Annotated in this window: 16 protein-coding genes; 6 read left to right on the top strand and 10 right to left on the bottom strand. The window is 31.0% G+C overall.

The window, feature by feature from the left end; all coding sequences use genetic code 11:
* Nucleotides 1-34: 34 nt before the first annotated feature.
* The 6 genes from CX675_RS07000 to CX675_RS06975 all read left to right on the top strand — a co-directional run bounded on the left by CX675_RS07000 (nucleotide 35) and on the right by CX675_RS06975 (nucleotide 5,997).
* On the top strand, nucleotides 35-1,027 hold the full coding sequence (locus CX675_RS07000; RefSeq protein ID WP_130734513.1) for a hypothetical protein: 993 nt from the start codon (nucleotides 35-37) through the stop codon (nucleotides 1,025-1,027).
* A 157-nt stretch (nucleotides 1,028-1,184) separates the two neighbouring features.
* A complete protein-coding gene (locus tag CX675_RS06995; protein ID WP_130734512.1) occupies nucleotides 1,185-2,669 on the top strand; it encodes an OmpP1/FadL family transporter in 1,485 nt (494 codons plus the stop codon).
* Between the two features lie 241 nt (nucleotides 2,670-2,910).
* A complete protein-coding gene (rimO, locus tag CX675_RS06990; RefSeq protein ID WP_130734511.1) occupies nucleotides 2,911-4,221 on the top strand; it encodes a 30S ribosomal protein S12 methylthiotransferase RimO in 1,311 nt (436 codons plus the stop codon).
* 44 nt (nucleotides 4,222-4,265) lie between these two features.
* The gene (locus CX675_RS06985; protein WP_130734510.1) at nucleotides 4,266-4,499 is read left to right on the top strand and encodes a 4a-hydroxytetrahydrobiopterin dehydratase; all 234 of its coding nucleotides are present in this window, start codon (nucleotides 4,266-4,268) and stop codon (nucleotides 4,497-4,499) included.
* A 129-nt stretch (nucleotides 4,500-4,628) separates the two neighbouring features.
* Complete coding sequence (locus CX675_RS06980; RefSeq protein ID WP_130734509.1) at nucleotides 4,629-5,618, top strand: metal-dependent hydrolase; 990 nt, start codon at nucleotides 4,629-4,631, stop codon at nucleotides 5,616-5,618.
* A 142-nt stretch (nucleotides 5,619-5,760) separates the two neighbouring features.
* A complete protein-coding gene (locus CX675_RS06975; protein WP_130734508.1) occupies nucleotides 5,761-5,997 on the top strand; it encodes a YdcH family protein in 237 nt (78 codons plus the stop codon).
* 164 nt (nucleotides 5,998-6,161) lie between these two features.
* Here CX675_RS06975 and CX675_RS06970 read toward each other — a convergent pair whose 3' ends face one another.
* The 10 genes from CX675_RS06970 to CX675_RS06925 form a co-directional block, all read right to left on the bottom strand.
* Nucleotides 6,162-6,383 (bottom strand): PLD nuclease N-terminal domain-containing protein, encoded by a 222-nt coding sequence (locus CX675_RS06970; protein ID WP_130734507.1) that lies wholly within the window; start codon nucleotides 6,381-6,383, stop codon nucleotides 6,162-6,164.
* Between the two features lie 526 nt (nucleotides 6,384-6,909).
* Nucleotides 6,910-7,674, bottom strand: coding sequence for a hypothetical protein (locus CX675_RS06965; RefSeq protein ID WP_130734506.1), 765 nt, complete (start codon nucleotides 7,672-7,674; stop codon nucleotides 6,910-6,912).
* 117 nt (nucleotides 7,675-7,791) lie between these two features.
* The gene (locus CX675_RS06960) at nucleotides 7,792-8,157 is read right to left on the bottom strand and encodes a DUF2200 domain-containing protein (RefSeq protein WP_130734505.1); all 366 of its coding nucleotides are present in this window, start codon (nucleotides 8,155-8,157) and stop codon (nucleotides 7,792-7,794) included.
* Between the two features lie 107 nt (nucleotides 8,158-8,264).
* Nucleotides 8,265-8,792 carry a redoxin domain-containing protein gene (locus tag CX675_RS06955; RefSeq protein WP_130734504.1) on the bottom strand — a complete coding sequence of 176 codons (528 nt, stop codon included), beginning with the start codon at nucleotides 8,790-8,792 and terminating at the stop codon, nucleotides 8,265-8,267.
* Between the two features lie 3 nt (nucleotides 8,793-8,795).
* The gene (locus CX675_RS06950) at nucleotides 8,796-9,278 is read right to left on the bottom strand and encodes a hypothetical protein (protein WP_130734503.1); all 483 of its coding nucleotides are present in this window, start codon (nucleotides 9,276-9,278) and stop codon (nucleotides 8,796-8,798) included.
* Nucleotides 9,279-9,360: 82 nt separating this feature from the next.
* A complete protein-coding gene (locus CX675_RS06945) occupies nucleotides 9,361-10,215 on the bottom strand; it encodes a helix-turn-helix transcriptional regulator (protein WP_130734502.1) in 855 nt (284 codons plus the stop codon).
* 46 nt (nucleotides 10,216-10,261) lie between these two features.
* The gene (locus tag CX675_RS06940) at nucleotides 10,262-11,404 is read right to left on the bottom strand and encodes a peptidoglycan endopeptidase (protein ID WP_130734501.1); all 1,143 of its coding nucleotides are present in this window, start codon (nucleotides 11,402-11,404) and stop codon (nucleotides 10,262-10,264) included.
* Between the two features lie 57 nt (nucleotides 11,405-11,461).
* On the bottom strand, nucleotides 11,462-12,418 hold the full coding sequence (locus CX675_RS06935) for an aldo/keto reductase (RefSeq protein WP_130734500.1): 957 nt from the start codon (nucleotides 12,416-12,418) through the stop codon (nucleotides 11,462-11,464).
* A 62-nt stretch (nucleotides 12,419-12,480) separates the two neighbouring features.
* Nucleotides 12,481-14,595, bottom strand: a complete 2,115-nt coding sequence (locus CX675_RS06930; protein WP_130734499.1) for an ATP-binding protein — start codon at nucleotides 14,593-14,595, stop codon at nucleotides 12,481-12,483.
* 88 nt (nucleotides 14,596-14,683) lie between these two features.
* Nucleotides 14,684-16,918: a radical SAM protein gene (locus CX675_RS06925; protein WP_130734498.1), complete on the bottom strand. Its 2,235-nt coding sequence runs from the start codon at nucleotides 16,916-16,918 to the stop codon at nucleotides 14,684-14,686.
* Nucleotides 16,919-17,084 lie beyond the last annotated feature (166 nt).

Genomic DNA, 17,084 nt, shown 5'->3' with positions numbered 1-17,084 from the left:
ATTTTTGTGAAGTCCAACAATAAAAAAAAACGTTATGAAAGTTTATCTACCATTTTTAAGAAAATTTCACTTGTTTTCTCTTACAGGAATTCTAAGTGTAATATTAGTTTCTTGTGGTTCTTACCAAAACTCATCGTATTATGATAATGATGGCGTTTATGGTTCAGACCAAAGATACGAAGCTAATGTTGACAATAAATATTCTGAACAAAACATTGAAAAATCGAACAAGTATTCAGAACAGTTTAGAAACATGCAAGATGACTACACCTATTTTACAGATGTAGAAGATTATTCGTCAGAAAACAACGATACTGTTGTAACTGTATACAGAAATTATGATACCAATTCTCAATATGCTGGTTGGGGAAGTAATTCTAGCAATGTAACTATTAATTATTATGACAATTGGGGTTGGAACAATTGGTATTCTCCATATTGGGGAATTGGTTGGAACAATTGGTACGGCTCAAATTGGGGATGGGGCTATCCCTATTATGGTGCTTCTTGGGGTTGGAATTCTTGGTACGGACCTAGTTGGGGCTGGGGCTGGAATTCTTGGTATGGACCTGGATGGGGCGGTTATTATTCTCCATACTATTCAGGCTATTATGGATATTACGGTTACAATGGCTACTATAATAGAGGAGGAAGAAATGTAGTTTACAACTCTGGGAGAAGAGGTGGTTCTAGCTATTATAGTTCTAATGGTAACCGATACAGCAACAATTATAGCGGCGCAAGGAGAAGCAGTACATCTACGAGAAATTTTAATGGAACTAGAAATTCTGGAACTAGAAACACTTATTCTAGTACAAGAAATTCTTCAAGCACAAGAAATTCCTATTCTACACCAAGAAATAGCTCTACAAGATCTAACAATTACTCAACACCGAGAAGTTCATCATCAACTCGCTCGTCAGGTAGTTATAGCCCATCAAGAAGCTCAGGTGGCTCTTATGGTGGTGGAAGATCATCTGGAGGTGGTGGCGGTCGCTCTAGTGGTGGAAGAGGTGGAAGAGGATAATATTTACTTATCAAGTTAAAAATAAATAAATCTAAAAAAACAGAATCAAATTGCTATGAATTTATCATTTGTAATTACACAACTGTAAAAGTTAAGAATCCTTTTGTGTATTACTAATGAGAATTACATGTGTGAATTCTAAAAAAAATCAACACATATGAAAAAGTTTTATATACTAGCCTTACTCTCTTCTTTTTATTTTGGAATGAGTCAAGAAACAACTGTTGAAGACGCCTTGCGTTACTCAACAGACAATTTAACTGGAACGGCCCGTTTTAGAGCAATGAGCGGTGCTTTCGGTTCTTTAGGAGGTGATTTATCTGCAATTAATATTAATCCTGCTGGTTCGGCTATTTTTAATCATAATATGGCTTCCATAACAGCCAGTAGCTTTAACACCAATAATAATTCTAATTATTTTGGTACAAGAACATCCGAAAATTACAGCACACTAGATTTAAATCAATTAGGAGCTGTTTTTGTTTTCGTAGATAACAATAATACAGGTAACGATTGGAAAAAATTTGCCGTTGCTTTAAACTATGAAAACACAAATAATTTTGATAATCGTTTATTTTCTGCTGGAACTAATCCAAGTAACACCATTGGGAATTACTTTTTAAATTTCGCTCAAGGAATTCCTGTTAGTGTATTAGATAATTATACCTATTCTGAATTAAGCTTTGCTGAACAACAAGCTTATTTAGGCTACAACACCTATCTTTTTGATCCAGACTCTCCAGACACCTATACCAGTAACATTCCACCGGGTAATTTTTATCAGGAAAATTATATGGTAAGTACTGGTTATAATGGAAAACTAACTGTTAATTTTGCCACTTCTTACAAAGACAAATTATATTTAGGGATCAACCTTAATGCTCATTTTACAGATTATGTAAGAAATTCAACCGTTTTTGAAAGAAACAACAACGATCCAAATATTGGAGTAGAGCAAATTAGATTTAGCAATGATTTATACACTTATGGTGGTGGTTTCTCTTTCAATTTAGGGGCTATTTACCAACCAGTTGATAATTTTAGACTAGGTTTTGCTTATGAATCTCCTACTTGGTATCGTTTAAATGATGAGTTATCGCAAAGAATAAGAGCCGTTTCAAATGATGGACCCGACGTGTATGTAGACTATTATGACCCAAATGTGTTGAATGTCTATCCAACTTACAAATTACAAACTGCACAAAAAATTACTGGTAGTGCGTCCTATATTTTTAACAAGCAAGGTTTAATCAGTATTGATGCTTCTTTTAAAGATTATAGTATTACTAAATTTTCGCCAAGTAATGATCCTGCCTATATCGGCATTAATTCTTTTATGGCCGATAATTTAAAAACGGCATTAGAATTGCGTATTGGTGGCGAATATAGAATCAAGCAATTTAGCTTAAGAGCAGGTTACAGATTTGATGAAAGTCCGTATAAAGTAGATTATGCACTAGGTGACTTAACAGGTTATTCTGGAGGTGTTGGCTTTAATTTCGGAGAAAGCAAATTAGATTTAGCCTATTCACATAGTGATAGAAATTACAATCAAAGTTTTGTTTCTTCAGGTATGAATGATACTGCAAGAATCAGAACCAGACAAAATAATGTTACCCTTACCTACTCTATTAATTTTTAATGATGCAATTACGGTAAGTATTTATTCGAAATCCTTCTTAACGGAAGGATTTTTTTTGCTCAAATGTTTTATCTTGTCTTGATAAAACTATTCTCGCTTTTAAAGGCACATATCTAACATATAACATCTTTAAAGTTTGAAAAGCAGAAACAAACTTTTTAAAAAACTCACAAGCCTAATGCTTCTAATAAATAATTTTACGTAATTTTGCGCCCTAAATCTTCGATTGAAATTTAAGCATATGAGAACCAAATCGTTAAAGAAAAATAAAATCAATGTAATTACACTAGGATGCTCTAAAAATGTGTATGATAGTGAAGTTTTAATGGGACAACTAAAAGCTAATGGCAAAGAAGTTACTCATGAAGCAACAAAAGATGAAGGCAACATTATTGTGATTAACACCTGCGGTTTTATTGATAATGCAAAAGAGGAATCGGTAAATACGATTTTAGAATATGCTGACAAAAAAGAGCAAGGATTAGTAGACAAAGTATTTGTTACTGGCTGTTTATCTGAACGATACAGACCCGATTTAGAAAAAGAAATTCCTAATGTAGACCAGTTTTTTGGAACTACTGAACTGCCACTACTTTTAAAAGCCTTAGGTGCCGATTACAAGCACGAATTAATTGGAGAACGTTTAACAACTACACCAAAAAATTATGCTTATTTAAAAATATCGGAAGGCTGTGATAGACCTTGTAGTTTTTGTGCCATTCCTTTGATGAGAGGAAAGCACGTTTCAACTCCTATTGAAAAATTAGTTATTGAATCTGAAAAATTGGCTAAAAACGGAGTAAAAGAATTAATTTTAATCGCTCAAGATTTAACCTATTACGGACTTGACATCTACAAAAAAAGAAATCTTGCCGAATTATTAGAAGCTTTAGTGAAAGTTGAAGGTATCGAATGGATTCGTTTACATTATGCTTTTCCTACTGGTTTTCCAATGGAAGTATTAGACTTAATGAAACGCGAACCTAAGATTTGTAATTATATTGACATTCCATTACAACATATTTCGGATAGCGTTTTAAAATCGATGCGAAGAGGAACTACCTATGAAAAGACAACTAATTTATTAAAAGATTTTAGAAAAGCAGTTCCAGAAATGGCTATTCGTACTACATTAATTGTAGGTTATCCTGGAGAAACGGAAGAAGATTTTCAAATTTTAAAAAATTGGGTAACTGAAATGCGTTTTGAACGTTTAGGCTGTTTTGCTTATTCTCACGAAGAAAATACCCATGCCTATAGTTTGGTTGATGATGTTCCAGATGAAATTAAGCAACAACGTGCTACAGAAATTATGGATATACAAGCTCAAATTTCTTGGGAATTAAATCAGGAAAAAATTGGTAACGTTTTCAAATGTGTTATCGATAGAAAAGAAGGAGAATACTTTATTGGTAGAACCGAATTTGACAGTCCAGATGTGGATAATGAAGTATTAGTTGAAGCTTCTAAGCATTATTTAAAAACTGGTGATTTTGTACAATTAAAAATCACAGACGCTACTGAATTTGATTTATACGCAGAGCCTGTTTAAAAATTACATTTGTTTTTTTTGTATCTTTAGGTAAAAACAAAAACATGTGGAAAGAAATTGATAATAGTTTACAGCGAAGCTTTGAATTTCAAAATTTTATAGAAGCTTTTGCTTTTATGACTAAAGTGGCTTTTTTAGCAGAAAAAATGAATCATCATCCCGAATGGAAAAATGTGTACAACAAAGTTGAGATTACACTTACCACTCATGATGCTGGCAACACTGTTACAGAAAAAGACCGAAAATTAGCAGAACAGATTAATCAATTAGTAGCTTAAAACCTACTGTCTTTTATTATTTCAAACTACTTGAATTTTAACTTTAATTTGTCAATGACTAACTAGGGTAAATTAAGGTATTGCCTTACATTTGTGAAATTGAAAAAGTATAATTACTAACTCTCGATTATGGATTCATTATCACAAATTGTTTTAGGAGCAGCAACATTTGCATTGGTAAAAGATAAAGAAATTGGTAAAAAAGCTTTACTATATGGAGCCATTTTAGGCACTATTCCAGATTTAGATGTCCTACTGAATTCTTTTTTCGACCCTATTCAGCAATTAGCCATACATAGAGCTTTTTCACATTCTATTTTTTTCTCATTACTATTAAGTTTACTCTTTGCTAAATGGTTTTCACATAAATATAAAACTCCCTATCTCTCTTGGTTTTGGGCCAGTTTTTTAGCCTTATTTACGCATCCATTACTAGATATTTGTACCACTTATGGCACACGTATTTTATACCCTTTAAGTACCTCTTTTTATAGTTTGGATAATGTATTTGTTATCGATCCATTGTACACGATTTGGTTATTAATAGGTTGTATTATATTGCTTTTTATGAAGAATCAAAATTCTAAAAGAGCTTTAGTTATAAAAGGGTCTTTAGCTTTATCAACTGCTTATTTAGTATTTGGTTTAGTAACCAATTTGTATGTTCGTCACCATTTTAAGAAGGAATTAGAAAGACAACAGATTGCATATACCCAATTAAAAATTGTGCCTACTCCTTTTAATACGATACTTTGGCAAGGAATTGTTAAAACTACAGAAGGGTTTTATTTTGCCGATTATAGTTTGTTTGATTCTAAAAAAACACTTTCTTTTCATTACGAAAAAAACAATGTTTCCTTTTTAGAAAGCAAACAAAAAATAGAAGCTTTAGCGCCTTTTTTTAACTTTACGGAAGGCTATGCTTTAGCTCGTGAAGAAGGCGGAAAAATGATGATTTATGGAACAAAATTTGGTCCAATAGCGATTAAGAATGGGCAAGCAGAATTCTTTTTCCCTGTAATTTTTAATGAGGATGGAAGCTATACTTTGGTGCAAAAACAACCTGACAATTATAGCGAATTATTAGAAAAACTATTCCTTAGACTGAAAGGGAACTAACGTTTTTATATTATAATACATTCATTTTATTTCCCCTTTTAGAATACATTACTACCATTTATTATTTTATTTCTGAATGATATTTATCATGTGATAGCTACTTATTTACTTCTATTTTTGAATAGAAATAAAAGCATTTCCTATGATAGTAAAACACCAATTAATTATTGATTTTCCAGAATTTGAAAACAAAATACATCAATTAAAAATTGAGGATGCCCATTTTAAAAAGCTTTTTGAAGAATATGATGCAGTGGATCATCAAATTTACCGTATTGAAACTGATGCTGAACCAGCTTCTGATGATGTATTAAACAGTTTACGCATGGAACGCGTACACAAAAAAGATGAAATTTATTCTTACTTACATAAGAACTAATTTGCTGTTATAACTAACTTTTAAAAAAAATCCTATTATTTAAATGTATAATAGGATTTTTATTACTTGTGTTTTTAAGGTTTTAGGCTGCGTGCCAGTTTTTAATATCTTAATTCAAGGTGTTTTTTGAAGTTAAAACTACCCTAATTTTTAAAAAAATACAACTAAAAGCCTTGTCTTATTTTTTGTTTTCTACCAATAGTAAAATATAAAAGGGCGCCAAAAAAGTTACTCAACAACACAACAAGTACCCAGATTACTTTATTATTGCCTTTAAATTCGTTACTTAAAATATCAACCAATGCAATAACAGTAAGTAAAATTGTTATTAAAAAAACTCCTAATAGCATTAACTGCCAAATACCAACCATTCCTAATTGCACCATTTTATTTCATTTTAGAAGGATCATTTTTTATGCTCCCAAATTTTCGGCAAAGGTAATTTATTTTATTTTAGATTGATTTGTTGAATTTGCTTTTTTTAATAATTTATTAAGAAAAAAAAACTTTTTGTTTTCATTGCAAGTATAATGATTCGTTTTCTTAGTTGTTTCTTGAGAATCTTAAATTAGCATGGCTTATTCTTAAACTTGTAAGTTATATTTCTAATACATCATGTTCTTATTTTAATTTGAACATCTATTATTCTAAATTGTCATATCATTATCTTTATCTGCCTTTTCATTATTCTAAAATAGCGCATCCTAATTTTTTCTTGTGAAGCATTAATTCTAAATCGTTTAGAAAGATTCTTATTTGTAGTTACTATTTTTTTAAAATACCATGTTCTATTTTTCTCCATATGTTTTATACTCTTATTTCGGCTTTTCAAATTTTATTTTTAGATACATAAAAATAAAACGTACTACTATCGTAGTACGTTTTTGAATCTATTTTTTTGAAATGAAAAGCTTACTTTCTGGGTTTGGTAAACATGATTCCTTTTACCTGTGCAAATTGTGGGCTTGATGCTCCATAAACAGATTTAATGTATTGCTTTATATCTTTAGCTGTTTCCACGAGACTTTCATTAGCATTATATAATATTTCATTTCTAGCTATTCTTGCATTACTTATAGTTGTATATGCAGCTACTACAGTAGTATTTTTAAGTTGTAAATCTACTATTTTAGCTTGTATTGACGCTACTTGTAAATCGGTTTCATTTGGAGTATAACTAGTTTCTGTTTCTAAAATTGATTTTAAACCAGCTAAATGTTGTATTAACTGATCGTAAGACTGCTGACTCGATGAGATTGTTTTGGGAGCTGGGTTTTCAAGGTTATTTTCTATCTGCGATGTTCCTGCTTTTTTTCCCTGCATTTTTCGATTAAAACTCTTTGCATTTCCAATTGTTTCGTTTGTAGCATTTGTAGTTTGCAAAGCATTTAATAATCGTGTTGCGTATATTCTTAATCCACTAAACGCATTGATGCGCTCATTCACAGCATTATTATAAGCTGTATTTTTTGCAATAACATCTAGCAATTGGGTTTCTGCTGCAATTTTCAGAGCGTTTAATTGTGGTAGTTTGAGACTTTCTTTGGATGGATTGTAGGCTGTGCCATAAGCGGTTACGAATGTAATTAATTCTTGGAAATTGGCTACATTTTTAGCATGACCTGTTTCTATAACAGATATTTTCCTTTTTGAAGTGTTCTCACTTACTGTGTTCATAGATAAAATGTTTATTTGTTATTTAATCCTCATATTTAATCAAATTACATTCCATATTTTGTTATGATTATGTTAATTTTTTTAAATAAAACCCAATTAATAACAATAACCATTTTTTTAAACTTGTCGGAGAATTTTTTCCATTTTTCTCCCTTTGGCTAGTTCATCTACTACTTTATCTAGATAACGGACTTGTTGTGTTAACGGTGTTGTAATTTCTTCGATACGATAACCACAAATAACACCCGTAATTAAGTGAGCATTTGCATTGATTTTTGCGTCTTGAAAAAAAGTTTCAAAAGTTTCTTTAGCTGCAATACGGTTATCTATGTCTTGCTTTGAAAAACCAGTTAACCAAGTTACCACTTCGTATAGTTCGGAAAGAGTTCTTCCCTTTTTTTCAATTTTGGTAATATAATGTGGCCAAACAGAAGCTAGCGTTAATTTGGCCATTTTTTGATCGTGTTCTGGTGTGGTATTCATGATAACATCATTTAATTTGATTACAACGTATACTATTTACTTTAAGTATTGTTTAGATAACGAAACGGAAAGACATTCGTAAGATAAAACTACTCTTTTCAAATAAGTTATACAACATTATTTAAGATTTGTTCTATGGGTAAATGATCGCCATAGTGCTTACCGTAATATGCCATTACTAGAATGCCTTCTGGATTAATTAAAAATTCTGCAGGTAACAAATTAGAATCGGCATCGATTGTTATTTTTTTATATTTCCCTTTTAATGCTTTGTAGATTAAAACAGGATGGAATAGCAATTTTAAAGCAGCAAGATGAGAAGAACGTGTTACTTGATATTGTTTAAAGATGCCTTTTTTAGGATCAGCTATTAATGGGAATGGAGCTGTTTCTGTTGCTACATATTGCAACATATTTTGAATTGTAGAAGGCCAAATACTAATAATTTCAATATTCTTTTCTTGAAAATGCTTATAATTAGTAATTAATTCTCTGGTGCGCAAAACGCAAAACGGACAAGCGGCAAACCTATGGAAAGAAAGATAGGTCCATTGGCCACTTTTTAATTCGATTTGTTGCGCGTTTATGATTGCTTTAGCACTAAATTTTGGTGCTTTATCTCCTTTTTGTAGCATGCTTTATTTGTTTTTTAGAGTGAGTGTTTTGAATATATAATATTGCACGACGATTAATAAGGGTACATACACTACCACTGTAAAGTAGTTCACACCAAGAGGTAAAAGATAAACTTTTGTGTACATAGCAAGTGCTAATGCTAATGCCATATCAATACAACTAACAATGCAAAATAAAGTTATGAAGAAAGTGGTAAAACGACTTTTCTTTTTAATGATTAATAGTGTGATTAGAGCTAGTATCGCGGCTAAAAAATCGCCATGTGCAACCACTTCTTTTACCATTGTTGGAAAATTTTCGGACACTTGACCTGGCATATATAAAGAAAGTGGTAAATACCGAAACGCATTAATAAACAACAAAAAAAGAAGTATCTTATATTTAGGATAACTTACCATTTTGGGTTCGAGATACCATTTTCCTAACCATAAAAAAACCACACAACTAAAAGTACATTGAATAGCTAAAACGAATAAAGGATTCATAAGAGTTTTGTTTAAATTAACAAAACAAATGTAGCTTCCTAGGTTTTGAAATTCTAGGACAAAAAGTTCAAAAATAGTGATTTTAAGGTCGGTTTTCTATTTGATGTAAGCTTCTGTAGTAGGAAGGAGACATTTGGTAAAATTGATGAAATATTCTAGCAAAATAAGAACTGTCTTCATATCCTAACTGAAAACTAATTTCGGCAATAGAAAAATGAGATACGACGAGTAATTCTGCGGCTTTTTCCATTCTTTTTTCACGAATATACTGAGCAGGAGGAAGCTGAAAATGCAATTTAAATTCCCTTTTAAAAGTAGACATACTCATTCCTGCCAAAGCAGCCATTTCTTGTAGACTACAATTGGTAAACAAATGAGTTTGAACTAAGGTTGCAAGAGTTACTTTCCTAGGTGAAAATAAATGGTCAAATAATCCTTTAATGGTTTCTTTTTCATCCGTTTCAAGCAAGAGAAGGATTAATTCTTTGAGTTTTAAGTGTAGTAATTCGGCACTAACTACTTGTTGATTTTCGAAATAGAATTCGATACTTTGAATAAACTGAGTAATGAGATTTTTTTCAGGAATCTTCTTTGCAAAATAGGGTCTTTCAGCAACTTTTATAAACTCGGGAATTTCGTTTTTATAAATTTCTTTAAGGACTTCGGGGAAAAGATGAATGACATAGACTTCCGAAATATCAAGATTAGCATTATTAATAATTTCGGCAAAATAAGTTCCGCATTTCAATAAAACGCTTTCTTTGGTCTCGATATATACTTGCTCTGTAGGTGTAATAAGGGTGCTTCTACCCTCTTTAAAATAAAGGAAACAAGCCTCATTTTGAAAAACTGGACTTTGACGTAAAGAACCTTTAATTTGTAGTTTTTCAATTACTGTTTTGTCTTGTAAACGAAAATATTGGTGAGATAGAATCATGATTACAAGCTTGTTTTAATTTATCTAAGAAAGTAATTTCAAAAAATTATTCAAGTACTCTATTCACTTGCACAATTCTAGAAGCAAAGTACGGTTCTTTACTAGAGGAAATCATTACTCCTGAAGAAGTAGAAGCGTGAATAAACTTAATTTCATCTTCGTTAACTTCAGTAATTAAGCCCACATGAGAAATGCGCTTTTTTCTACCTGTAGCAAAGAAAATTAAGTCTCCCTTTTGAGATTCTTTCATTTTTATTTTTTCACCATATTTTGCTTGGTCTGAAGACGTTCTTGGTAAATTTAAATCAATTTCTTTAAACGTAGTACACATTAATCCAGAGCAATCGAAACCGTTTGAGGTTGTCCCTCCATATTTGTATCTGATACCAATATATTGTGAAGCTTTATCCACTAATAAATCGGCTTTTGAAGTAAATTCTTTAGACATTTTATTTACTATGTCTTCTTCATCATAGGAAAGTTCGGTATTTGAAGTAACTTCCGTTTCTTTTTCTACATCCTTTTTGATAATCAAGTCATACCCTACTGGAAAATCGGATGGCAGATTTGGATTTAACGTTTCTAATTCATGAATACTGATACCATATAATTTAGCAATACCATATTTGGTTTCTTTGCGTTTGATTTTATGTAAAATAGTAAAAGTAGAATCTTTCTTGATTTCTAAGGGGATACTTTCTTCTTTAACAGATTCTTCTACTTGATTAGCATCTACTATAACCAATACTTGTTTTGGACTTTGGTCACTATTTACTGGTTCTTCTTTTCGTATTTTTAAAACGACACCTTCTTTTAGTCTTTTAGGTTTTATTTTTGGATTTAAAGCTTCTAAATCGGGTATAGATAGGTTGTATTTTTTTGAAATACTATAAAACGATTCCCCTTTGGTAACTGTATGAGAATCGGGTATACTCGCCAGGTTTTCTTTTTCAATAGCTACTGTCTCATCAGCATTGTTTGAAGGCACTTTTACCTTAGCATTAACCTGAAGTGTTTTGCCTTTAAGTTTGGGGTTTAATTGATAAATGGTTTCAACAGAAGTTTTGTATTTTCTGGCAATAGCATAAATAGTTTCACCAGAAACCACTTTATGCTCTTGCATATTTTGACCAAAAGCCAAAGTACTACATAATACTAAAAGTAAAGATACTAATTTTAATTTCTTCATTATTTACAGCCTTCTACACTAAAATTCGAATAATTGTAAAACGAATATAAACGTAATTTATTTTAAAATATTTTCTATCTGAGTTAATTCTTCGTTTGAAAATGCTAATTTATCTAAACTTCCTAAACTATCCAACAATTGATTTACAGAACTTGCACCTACTAACACCGTAGTTATAATCTCTTTTTTAAGTAGCCACGCAATAGCCATTTGTGCTAAAGTTTGCCCTCTTTCTAAAGCTAAATTATTGAGAGCATTAATTTTTTGAATTTTATCTTCAGTAATTTCAGAAGATTGCAAGTAACCGTTTGGATTGGCCGCTCTTGAATTTTCTGGAATACCTTTTAAATACTTTGTAGTTAACAAACCTTGTGCCAAAGGAGAAAAAGCTACACATCCTAATCCGTTAGTATCTAAAACATTTAACAAACCATTTTCTACCCAACGATCTAATAGAGAGTATTTTGCCTGATGTACTATACAAGGTGTTCCTAATTCTTTTAATACAGCTATTGCTTTTTCTGTTTCTGCTGCACTGTAATTACTAATTCCAGCATACATTGCCTTACCAGAACGAACGGCATAATCTAAAGCAGACATCGTTTCCTCAATAGGAGTGTTTGGGTCTGGACGATGCGAATAAAATATATCAACGTACTCTACGTTCATCCGTTTCAAGCTTTGATTAAGACTTGAAATTAAATATTTTCTGGAACCCCATTCTCCGTAAGGTCCTTCCCACATTTTAAAACCTGCTTTGGTTGTAATTACTAATTCATCTCTTAAAAATCCTTGAAAATTGTTTTGAATAATTTTACCAAAGTTTTCTTCTGCTGAACCAGGAACTGGTCCATAATTATTTGCTAAATCAAAATGAGTAATTCCTTTATCGAAAGCGGTTACGGCTATTTTTTGAGCATTTTCAAAAGAATCAACTGAACCGAAATTATGCCATAAGCCAAGAGAAATTTGTGGCAGTAATAAGCCACTTTTTCCACATCTATTGTATTTCATTGAAAGGTTTTTTACAAATTTATAAATCAAATTGTAAAAAGAAACATTAATTTTCTATTCTTTTACTTTCTTTTCTTTATATATTTTCTAATTAACAAGTATAATTTGTCTCTATCGATAGGTTTAGAAATAAAGTCATCAAAACCCGTATTGTTAATTTTTTCAATTTCTTCTGGAAAAGAATATGAAGTTTGAGCAACTATTGGGATTTTATTGGCAAATATTCTAATCTTTTCGTAGGCTTCGTAACCATCAATTATAGGCATTTTAATATCCATTAGAATAAGTTTGATGTCTTTATTCTCTTTTGCAATTTGAATAGCTTCTTCTCCATTTTTAGCTCGAACAACTTTAAAATTGAGTAGTTTTAATAATTTTTCAATTAGTAAATAATTGATATTATCATCTTCCGCTACCAGAATAAGTTCGCCATCACCTAGTTCAATTTTATCCAAAATAATTTCGGTTTCAACCGTTGTTGCAGTATCAAAAACTAAAGGAATTGTAAAAGAAAAAGTAGAACCTAAACCTACTTCTGATTTTAAATTTATAGTTCCATCGAGCATTTCAATATATGCTTTTGAAATAGCTAAGCCTAGTCCTAAACCTTTGTTGTCTTGATCTGAAACAAAATCCACTTTATTGAATCTAGAAAAAATTTGTTCTTGTAACTCATCTGGGATTCCTTTTCCTGAATCTTTTACAGAAAAAAGAATACGACTATTAGACAAATCAAAAGTATAATCTAGAACGATAAAACCTTCTTCTGTAAACTTAATCGCATTGGTAAGCAAATTGGTAATAATTTGATTGAGTTTAACCACATCAGTTATTACATTTCTTTTGATATCTTTTTTAGGAGCAATTAATTTAAAGTCAATATTTTTATGAGTAGGCAATGTTACTTTGATAGCCTCAAAGGTAGCCTGAATCATATTTTTTAAATCGATACTACTGTATTTTGGTTCAATTAAATCGGAATCAATTTTAGACATTTCAACTAAATCATCTATAATATCGATTAAATTTTTACCACTTTTTTGAATGATTTTTAAATATTCTTCTTTTTCAGTTTCCTTCAAATCTTTCTTTAATAATAAATCAGAAAATCCCATAATTGCATTCATAGGAGTTCTAATTTCATGTGATAGATTCATTAAAAAAGCAGATTTCAATTTATCACTCTCTTCGGCCTTTTTCTTGGTTCTTTCTAACTGTATTTTTTGATTAAAATTTTGTTCAAATAATTTACCAATATATCGAAACTCTCCACGTATTCGCTTTAAAGAATCTATAGCGGTCATATTTCCTTTTTCTAGTACTTCTTTAATTAAACGAATGGGTCTTTGTGCCCAACGTTTAGCATAATACAAGAAAATTAGAATCGATATACAAAATGCAATGAGTATAATGTATAAAATTTTACGCGTGTTAGAGAAGTCTACTTTGGCCTCTCTTTGAAAAAGAACCGCAGCTATTTTTTCTCCTTTAATATTTTTTAAATCTTTGACAAAATAGATGCTCTTATCCGCTATTTTTTTCTCAGAATTATAAAATTCTGCTGTAGCACTACTAACATTTTGAATATTCAAAAAATATCTCTTATCTAATAATTTAGCTATAAAAAAGTATCCTTGCGGACTTGTCTTATTTTTAAAAGGATCAATAGATGAGTGAATGGTAGCCCCATAAACAGCTACTATTCCTTCAGGAATTTTAGTATAAAATTTAATTAGTTTATCGTTTTTTAATTTTGGAAAAACCTCAGCAGGAATAAAACTTTTCGTATTTATCTTAGTTGTAGAAGCTTTACAAATAAATTCTTCTTCCATGGTATAAATATCGATATAATCTACTTTATAAGAATCGATTAAGTAAACTACCGAATTATCAAACCATTCTATGTTTTTGTTCTGTACAAAATTAACTAAATCATCCCAATAGGTAATTTCATTAATTAAAGAAGTATAGGATTCCGAATTTAGATCGATTAGTCCATTAATTTCTCTTTCTAAACCGACACAAGATGTTTTGTAAAATTCTTTTTCTTGCTTTTGATTAAAATAAAATAATGCCGCAAATAAGAGTACAAATCCAATAGAAACAACAAGTAATAAAAAAACTACTTTGGAATAGGTGGTTACTCTGAGGTTCTTTCTAGCAGTGGCAAACGACATATGTTTTATTTAATTCAATAAACTTAGTTAAAAAATTAAATATTACAAAAATAAATAGATAAATTATCACTAATTTCCAGTAAGTTACTTATAAAACTAACAAACCGTTATCCTTTACCAACTGCATTGATTTTGAATACCAAAATAACTCAAAATCATCAAAGTAAGTTTCAAAATCCTGTTTCATTTGACCTAATGTTCTTATTTGTTTATTCTGAAGTGTTCCGCTTTCTAAAAAACGACATAACCATGTTCCTTTTTCTGGTTCCAAAACAATAGAAAAGGTATTAATTTTATCGTGAAAAGTCAGTTGGAGCATTTCCCAAGATTTTCCTTTTTTAGTTTTAATTAATTTTTCTTGCATTGGTTTACCTCCAAGCCAAACTACTTTTGCATTTGTTTTTATGGTAAATACCGTTTCTTTTTCTAAACAAGTTGCAATAAAATCGGGGTGAATTTTTGTTTTTGGAATTTTAAAATCAAACCAATCTTGCAGTTCATAATCAAAGCAAACACCGTGCATGTAATTGAACAAAGCTTTTTTTAAGCCAAAACTAAATTTGTCGTGATTAATACCTGTTTTATCTTTAAAAGCAATGTCGTTGTTTGCGAATGTAATTTGCTTCGCCAATTCGCTAAAGCTCGTGCCATTTTGTTGTGGAATAACTCCAAAGGCATCTGGGTCGAGCCCAACAGGACTATGAGCCGTCATGGCAAATTGATGCCAAAAACCAGATTGAATCGTTCCTAATTCGAAAAGTTGACGCACCATTTCCAAACTATCAATGGTTTCTTGTATCGTTTGGGTAGGATATCCATACATTAAATAGGCGTGCACCATAATTCCGTTTATGGTAAAATTTCTGGTTACTTGAGCTACTTGTTCCACAGTAACTCCTTTTTTAATTAACTCCAAAAGTCGGTCTGAAGCCACTTCTAATCCTCCAGAAACCGCTATACAACCTGAAGATTTTAATAAATAACATAAATCGGCGGTAAAACTTTTTTCAAAACGAATATTAGTCCACCATGTTACTACTAAATTCCTTCTTAAGATTTCAAGTGCCACTTCCCGCATTAATGCAGGAGGTGCGGCTTCATCCACAAAATGAAAACCGGTTTCGCCAGTTTGTTCAATAAGCGTTTCCATTCGGTCTACCAAAAGCTTAGCGGCTATAGGTTCATATACTTTAATATAATCTAACGAGATATCGCAGAAGGTACATTTTCCCCAATAACAGCCATGAGCCATGGTTAATTTATTCCATCGACCATCGCTCCATAAGCTATGCATTGGATTAGCAATTTCAATAACTGAAATATATTGATCTAAAACTAAATCTGAATAATCAGGAGTTCCTATTTCGTTTTGTTTATATTCTTTTCGAAAGGTATTATTCTTGTAAACTACTTCCTCATTTTCCAAAAGGAAGGTGCGTTTGAATTCGTACTCGTTTTCGTTAGAGTTGATAAAATTACATAACAGTTCTACTGGTAATTCGCCATCATCTAATGTAATAAAATCAAAAAACTCAAAAACGCGTTTGTCTTTTAAATCTCTTAGTTCTGTGTTTGGGAAACCTCCACCCATTGCAATTTTAATAGCAGGATTATTTTCTTTAATCCATTGTGCGCATCGAAAAGCACTATACAAATTACCTGGAAAAGGAACAGAAAATAAGACTAGTTTTGGCTCTACTGTTACTACTCTTTCGTTTAAAAGTTTTAAAGTTATAGTATCAATGTAAGTAAGTTCATTTTGTAATTCGTTGTATAATTCATCAAAAGAATTGGCACTTCTACCTAATCGTTCTGCATAGCGACTAAAACCGAAATTAGCATCAACACATTCCACTATAAAATCTGAGATATCTTCTAAATAAAGCGTAGCCAAATGTTTGGCTTTATCTTGCATTCCCATAGCTCCAAAAGCCCAAGTAAAACCCTCTTCATCTTCGTTAAAAGCATTAAAACGAGAAGCTTCTGGTAAGAAATTACCACTGCAAATTTGCCTTGCTAAAGAAGCATTTTTTCCTTGTAAAAAAGCAATTGCAGCCTTAATAGTTTTACAATATTCATGTTGGAGTGTAAAAATACGTTGGGCATTCTCTGACCAGTTTTTTTTAGATTGCTTGGAAGCGTATTGAAAAATATTGGTCAATCCAGATTTAGAAAATAATTCTAAAATCACTTCTATTCCTAAATCCATTTGGAAAGAAGAAATACTTTTGGTATTCAAAAAACCTTTTAAATAAGCTGTTGCCGGATACGGTGTATTCAGTTGAGTAAAAGGTGGCGTAATAAGTAATAAATCTGATTTCATAGAATAATATCGGTACAAAATTACTCTATCTCTTTCAGATTATAATGCATTAGGTTCATTTTTATGTTATTTGCTTTTAACACAACTTCATAAATTTTATAATTAAATTGTAATCTAAAATGATTTCTAAGAATTTATACTGTATTTTTGCCAATCATTTTGGATC

It is taken from the genome of Flavobacterium sp. J27, assembly GCF_004303025.1.
Lineage (GTDB): Bacteria > Bacteroidota > Bacteroidia > Flavobacteriales > Flavobacteriaceae > Flavobacterium.
Note: the sequence above shows the minus strand (reverse complement) of the source record. Positions and strands in the feature narration are given on the sequence as shown.

What these genes read in the sequence shown, in the direction of transcription:
- CX675_RS07000 (WP_130734513.1), top strand. Translation starts at nt 35, where the DNA reads ATGAAAGTTTATCTACCATTTTTAAGAAAATTTCACTTGTTTTCTCTT.
- CX675_RS06995 (WP_130734512.1), top strand. Translation starts at nt 1,185, where the DNA reads ATGAAAAAGTTTTATATACTAGCCTTACTCTCTTCTTTTTATTTTGGA.
- rimO (WP_130734511.1), top strand. Translation starts at nt 2,911, where the DNA reads ATGAGAACCAAATCGTTAAAGAAAAATAAAATCAATGTAATTACACTA.
- CX675_RS06985 (WP_130734510.1), top strand. Translation starts at nt 4,266, where the DNA reads ATGTGGAAAGAAATTGATAATAGTTTACAGCGAAGCTTTGAATTTCAA.
- CX675_RS06980 (WP_130734509.1), top strand. Translation starts at nt 4,629, where the DNA reads ATGGATTCATTATCACAAATTGTTTTAGGAGCAGCAACATTTGCATTG.
- CX675_RS06975 (WP_130734508.1), top strand. Translation starts at nt 5,761, where the DNA reads ATGATAGTAAAACACCAATTAATTATTGATTTTCCAGAATTTGAAAAC.
- CX675_RS06970 (WP_130734507.1), bottom strand. Translation starts at nt 6,383, where the DNA reads ATGGTGCAATTAGGAATGGTTGGTATTTGGCAGTTAATGCTATTAGGA.
- CX675_RS06965 (WP_130734506.1), bottom strand. Translation starts at nt 7,674, where the DNA reads ATGAACACAGTAAGTGAGAACACTTCAAAAAGGAAAATATCTGTTATA.
- CX675_RS06960 (WP_130734505.1), bottom strand. Translation starts at nt 8,157, where the DNA reads ATGAATACCACACCAGAACACGATCAAAAAATGGCCAAATTAACGCTA.
- CX675_RS06955 (WP_130734504.1), bottom strand. Translation starts at nt 8,792, where the DNA reads ATGCTACAAAAAGGAGATAAAGCACCAAAATTTAGTGCTAAAGCAATC.
- CX675_RS06950 (WP_130734503.1), bottom strand. Translation starts at nt 9,278, where the DNA reads ATGAATCCTTTATTCGTTTTAGCTATTCAATGTACTTTTAGTTGTGTG.
- CX675_RS06945 (WP_130734502.1), bottom strand. Translation starts at nt 10,215, where the DNA reads ATGATTCTATCTCACCAATATTTTCGTTTACAAGACAAAACAGTAATT.
- CX675_RS06940 (WP_130734501.1), bottom strand. Translation starts at nt 11,404, where the DNA reads ATGAAGAAATTAAAATTAGTATCTTTACTTTTAGTATTATGTAGTACT.
- CX675_RS06935 (WP_130734500.1), bottom strand. Translation starts at nt 12,418, where the DNA reads ATGAAATACAATAGATGTGGAAAAAGTGGCTTATTACTGCCACAAATT.
- CX675_RS06930 (WP_130734499.1), bottom strand. Translation starts at nt 14,595, where the DNA reads ATGTCGTTTGCCACTGCTAGAAAGAACCTCAGAGTAACCACCTATTCC.
- CX675_RS06925 (WP_130734498.1), bottom strand. Translation starts at nt 16,918, where the DNA reads ATGAAATCAGATTTATTACTTATTACGCCACCTTTTACTCAACTGAAT.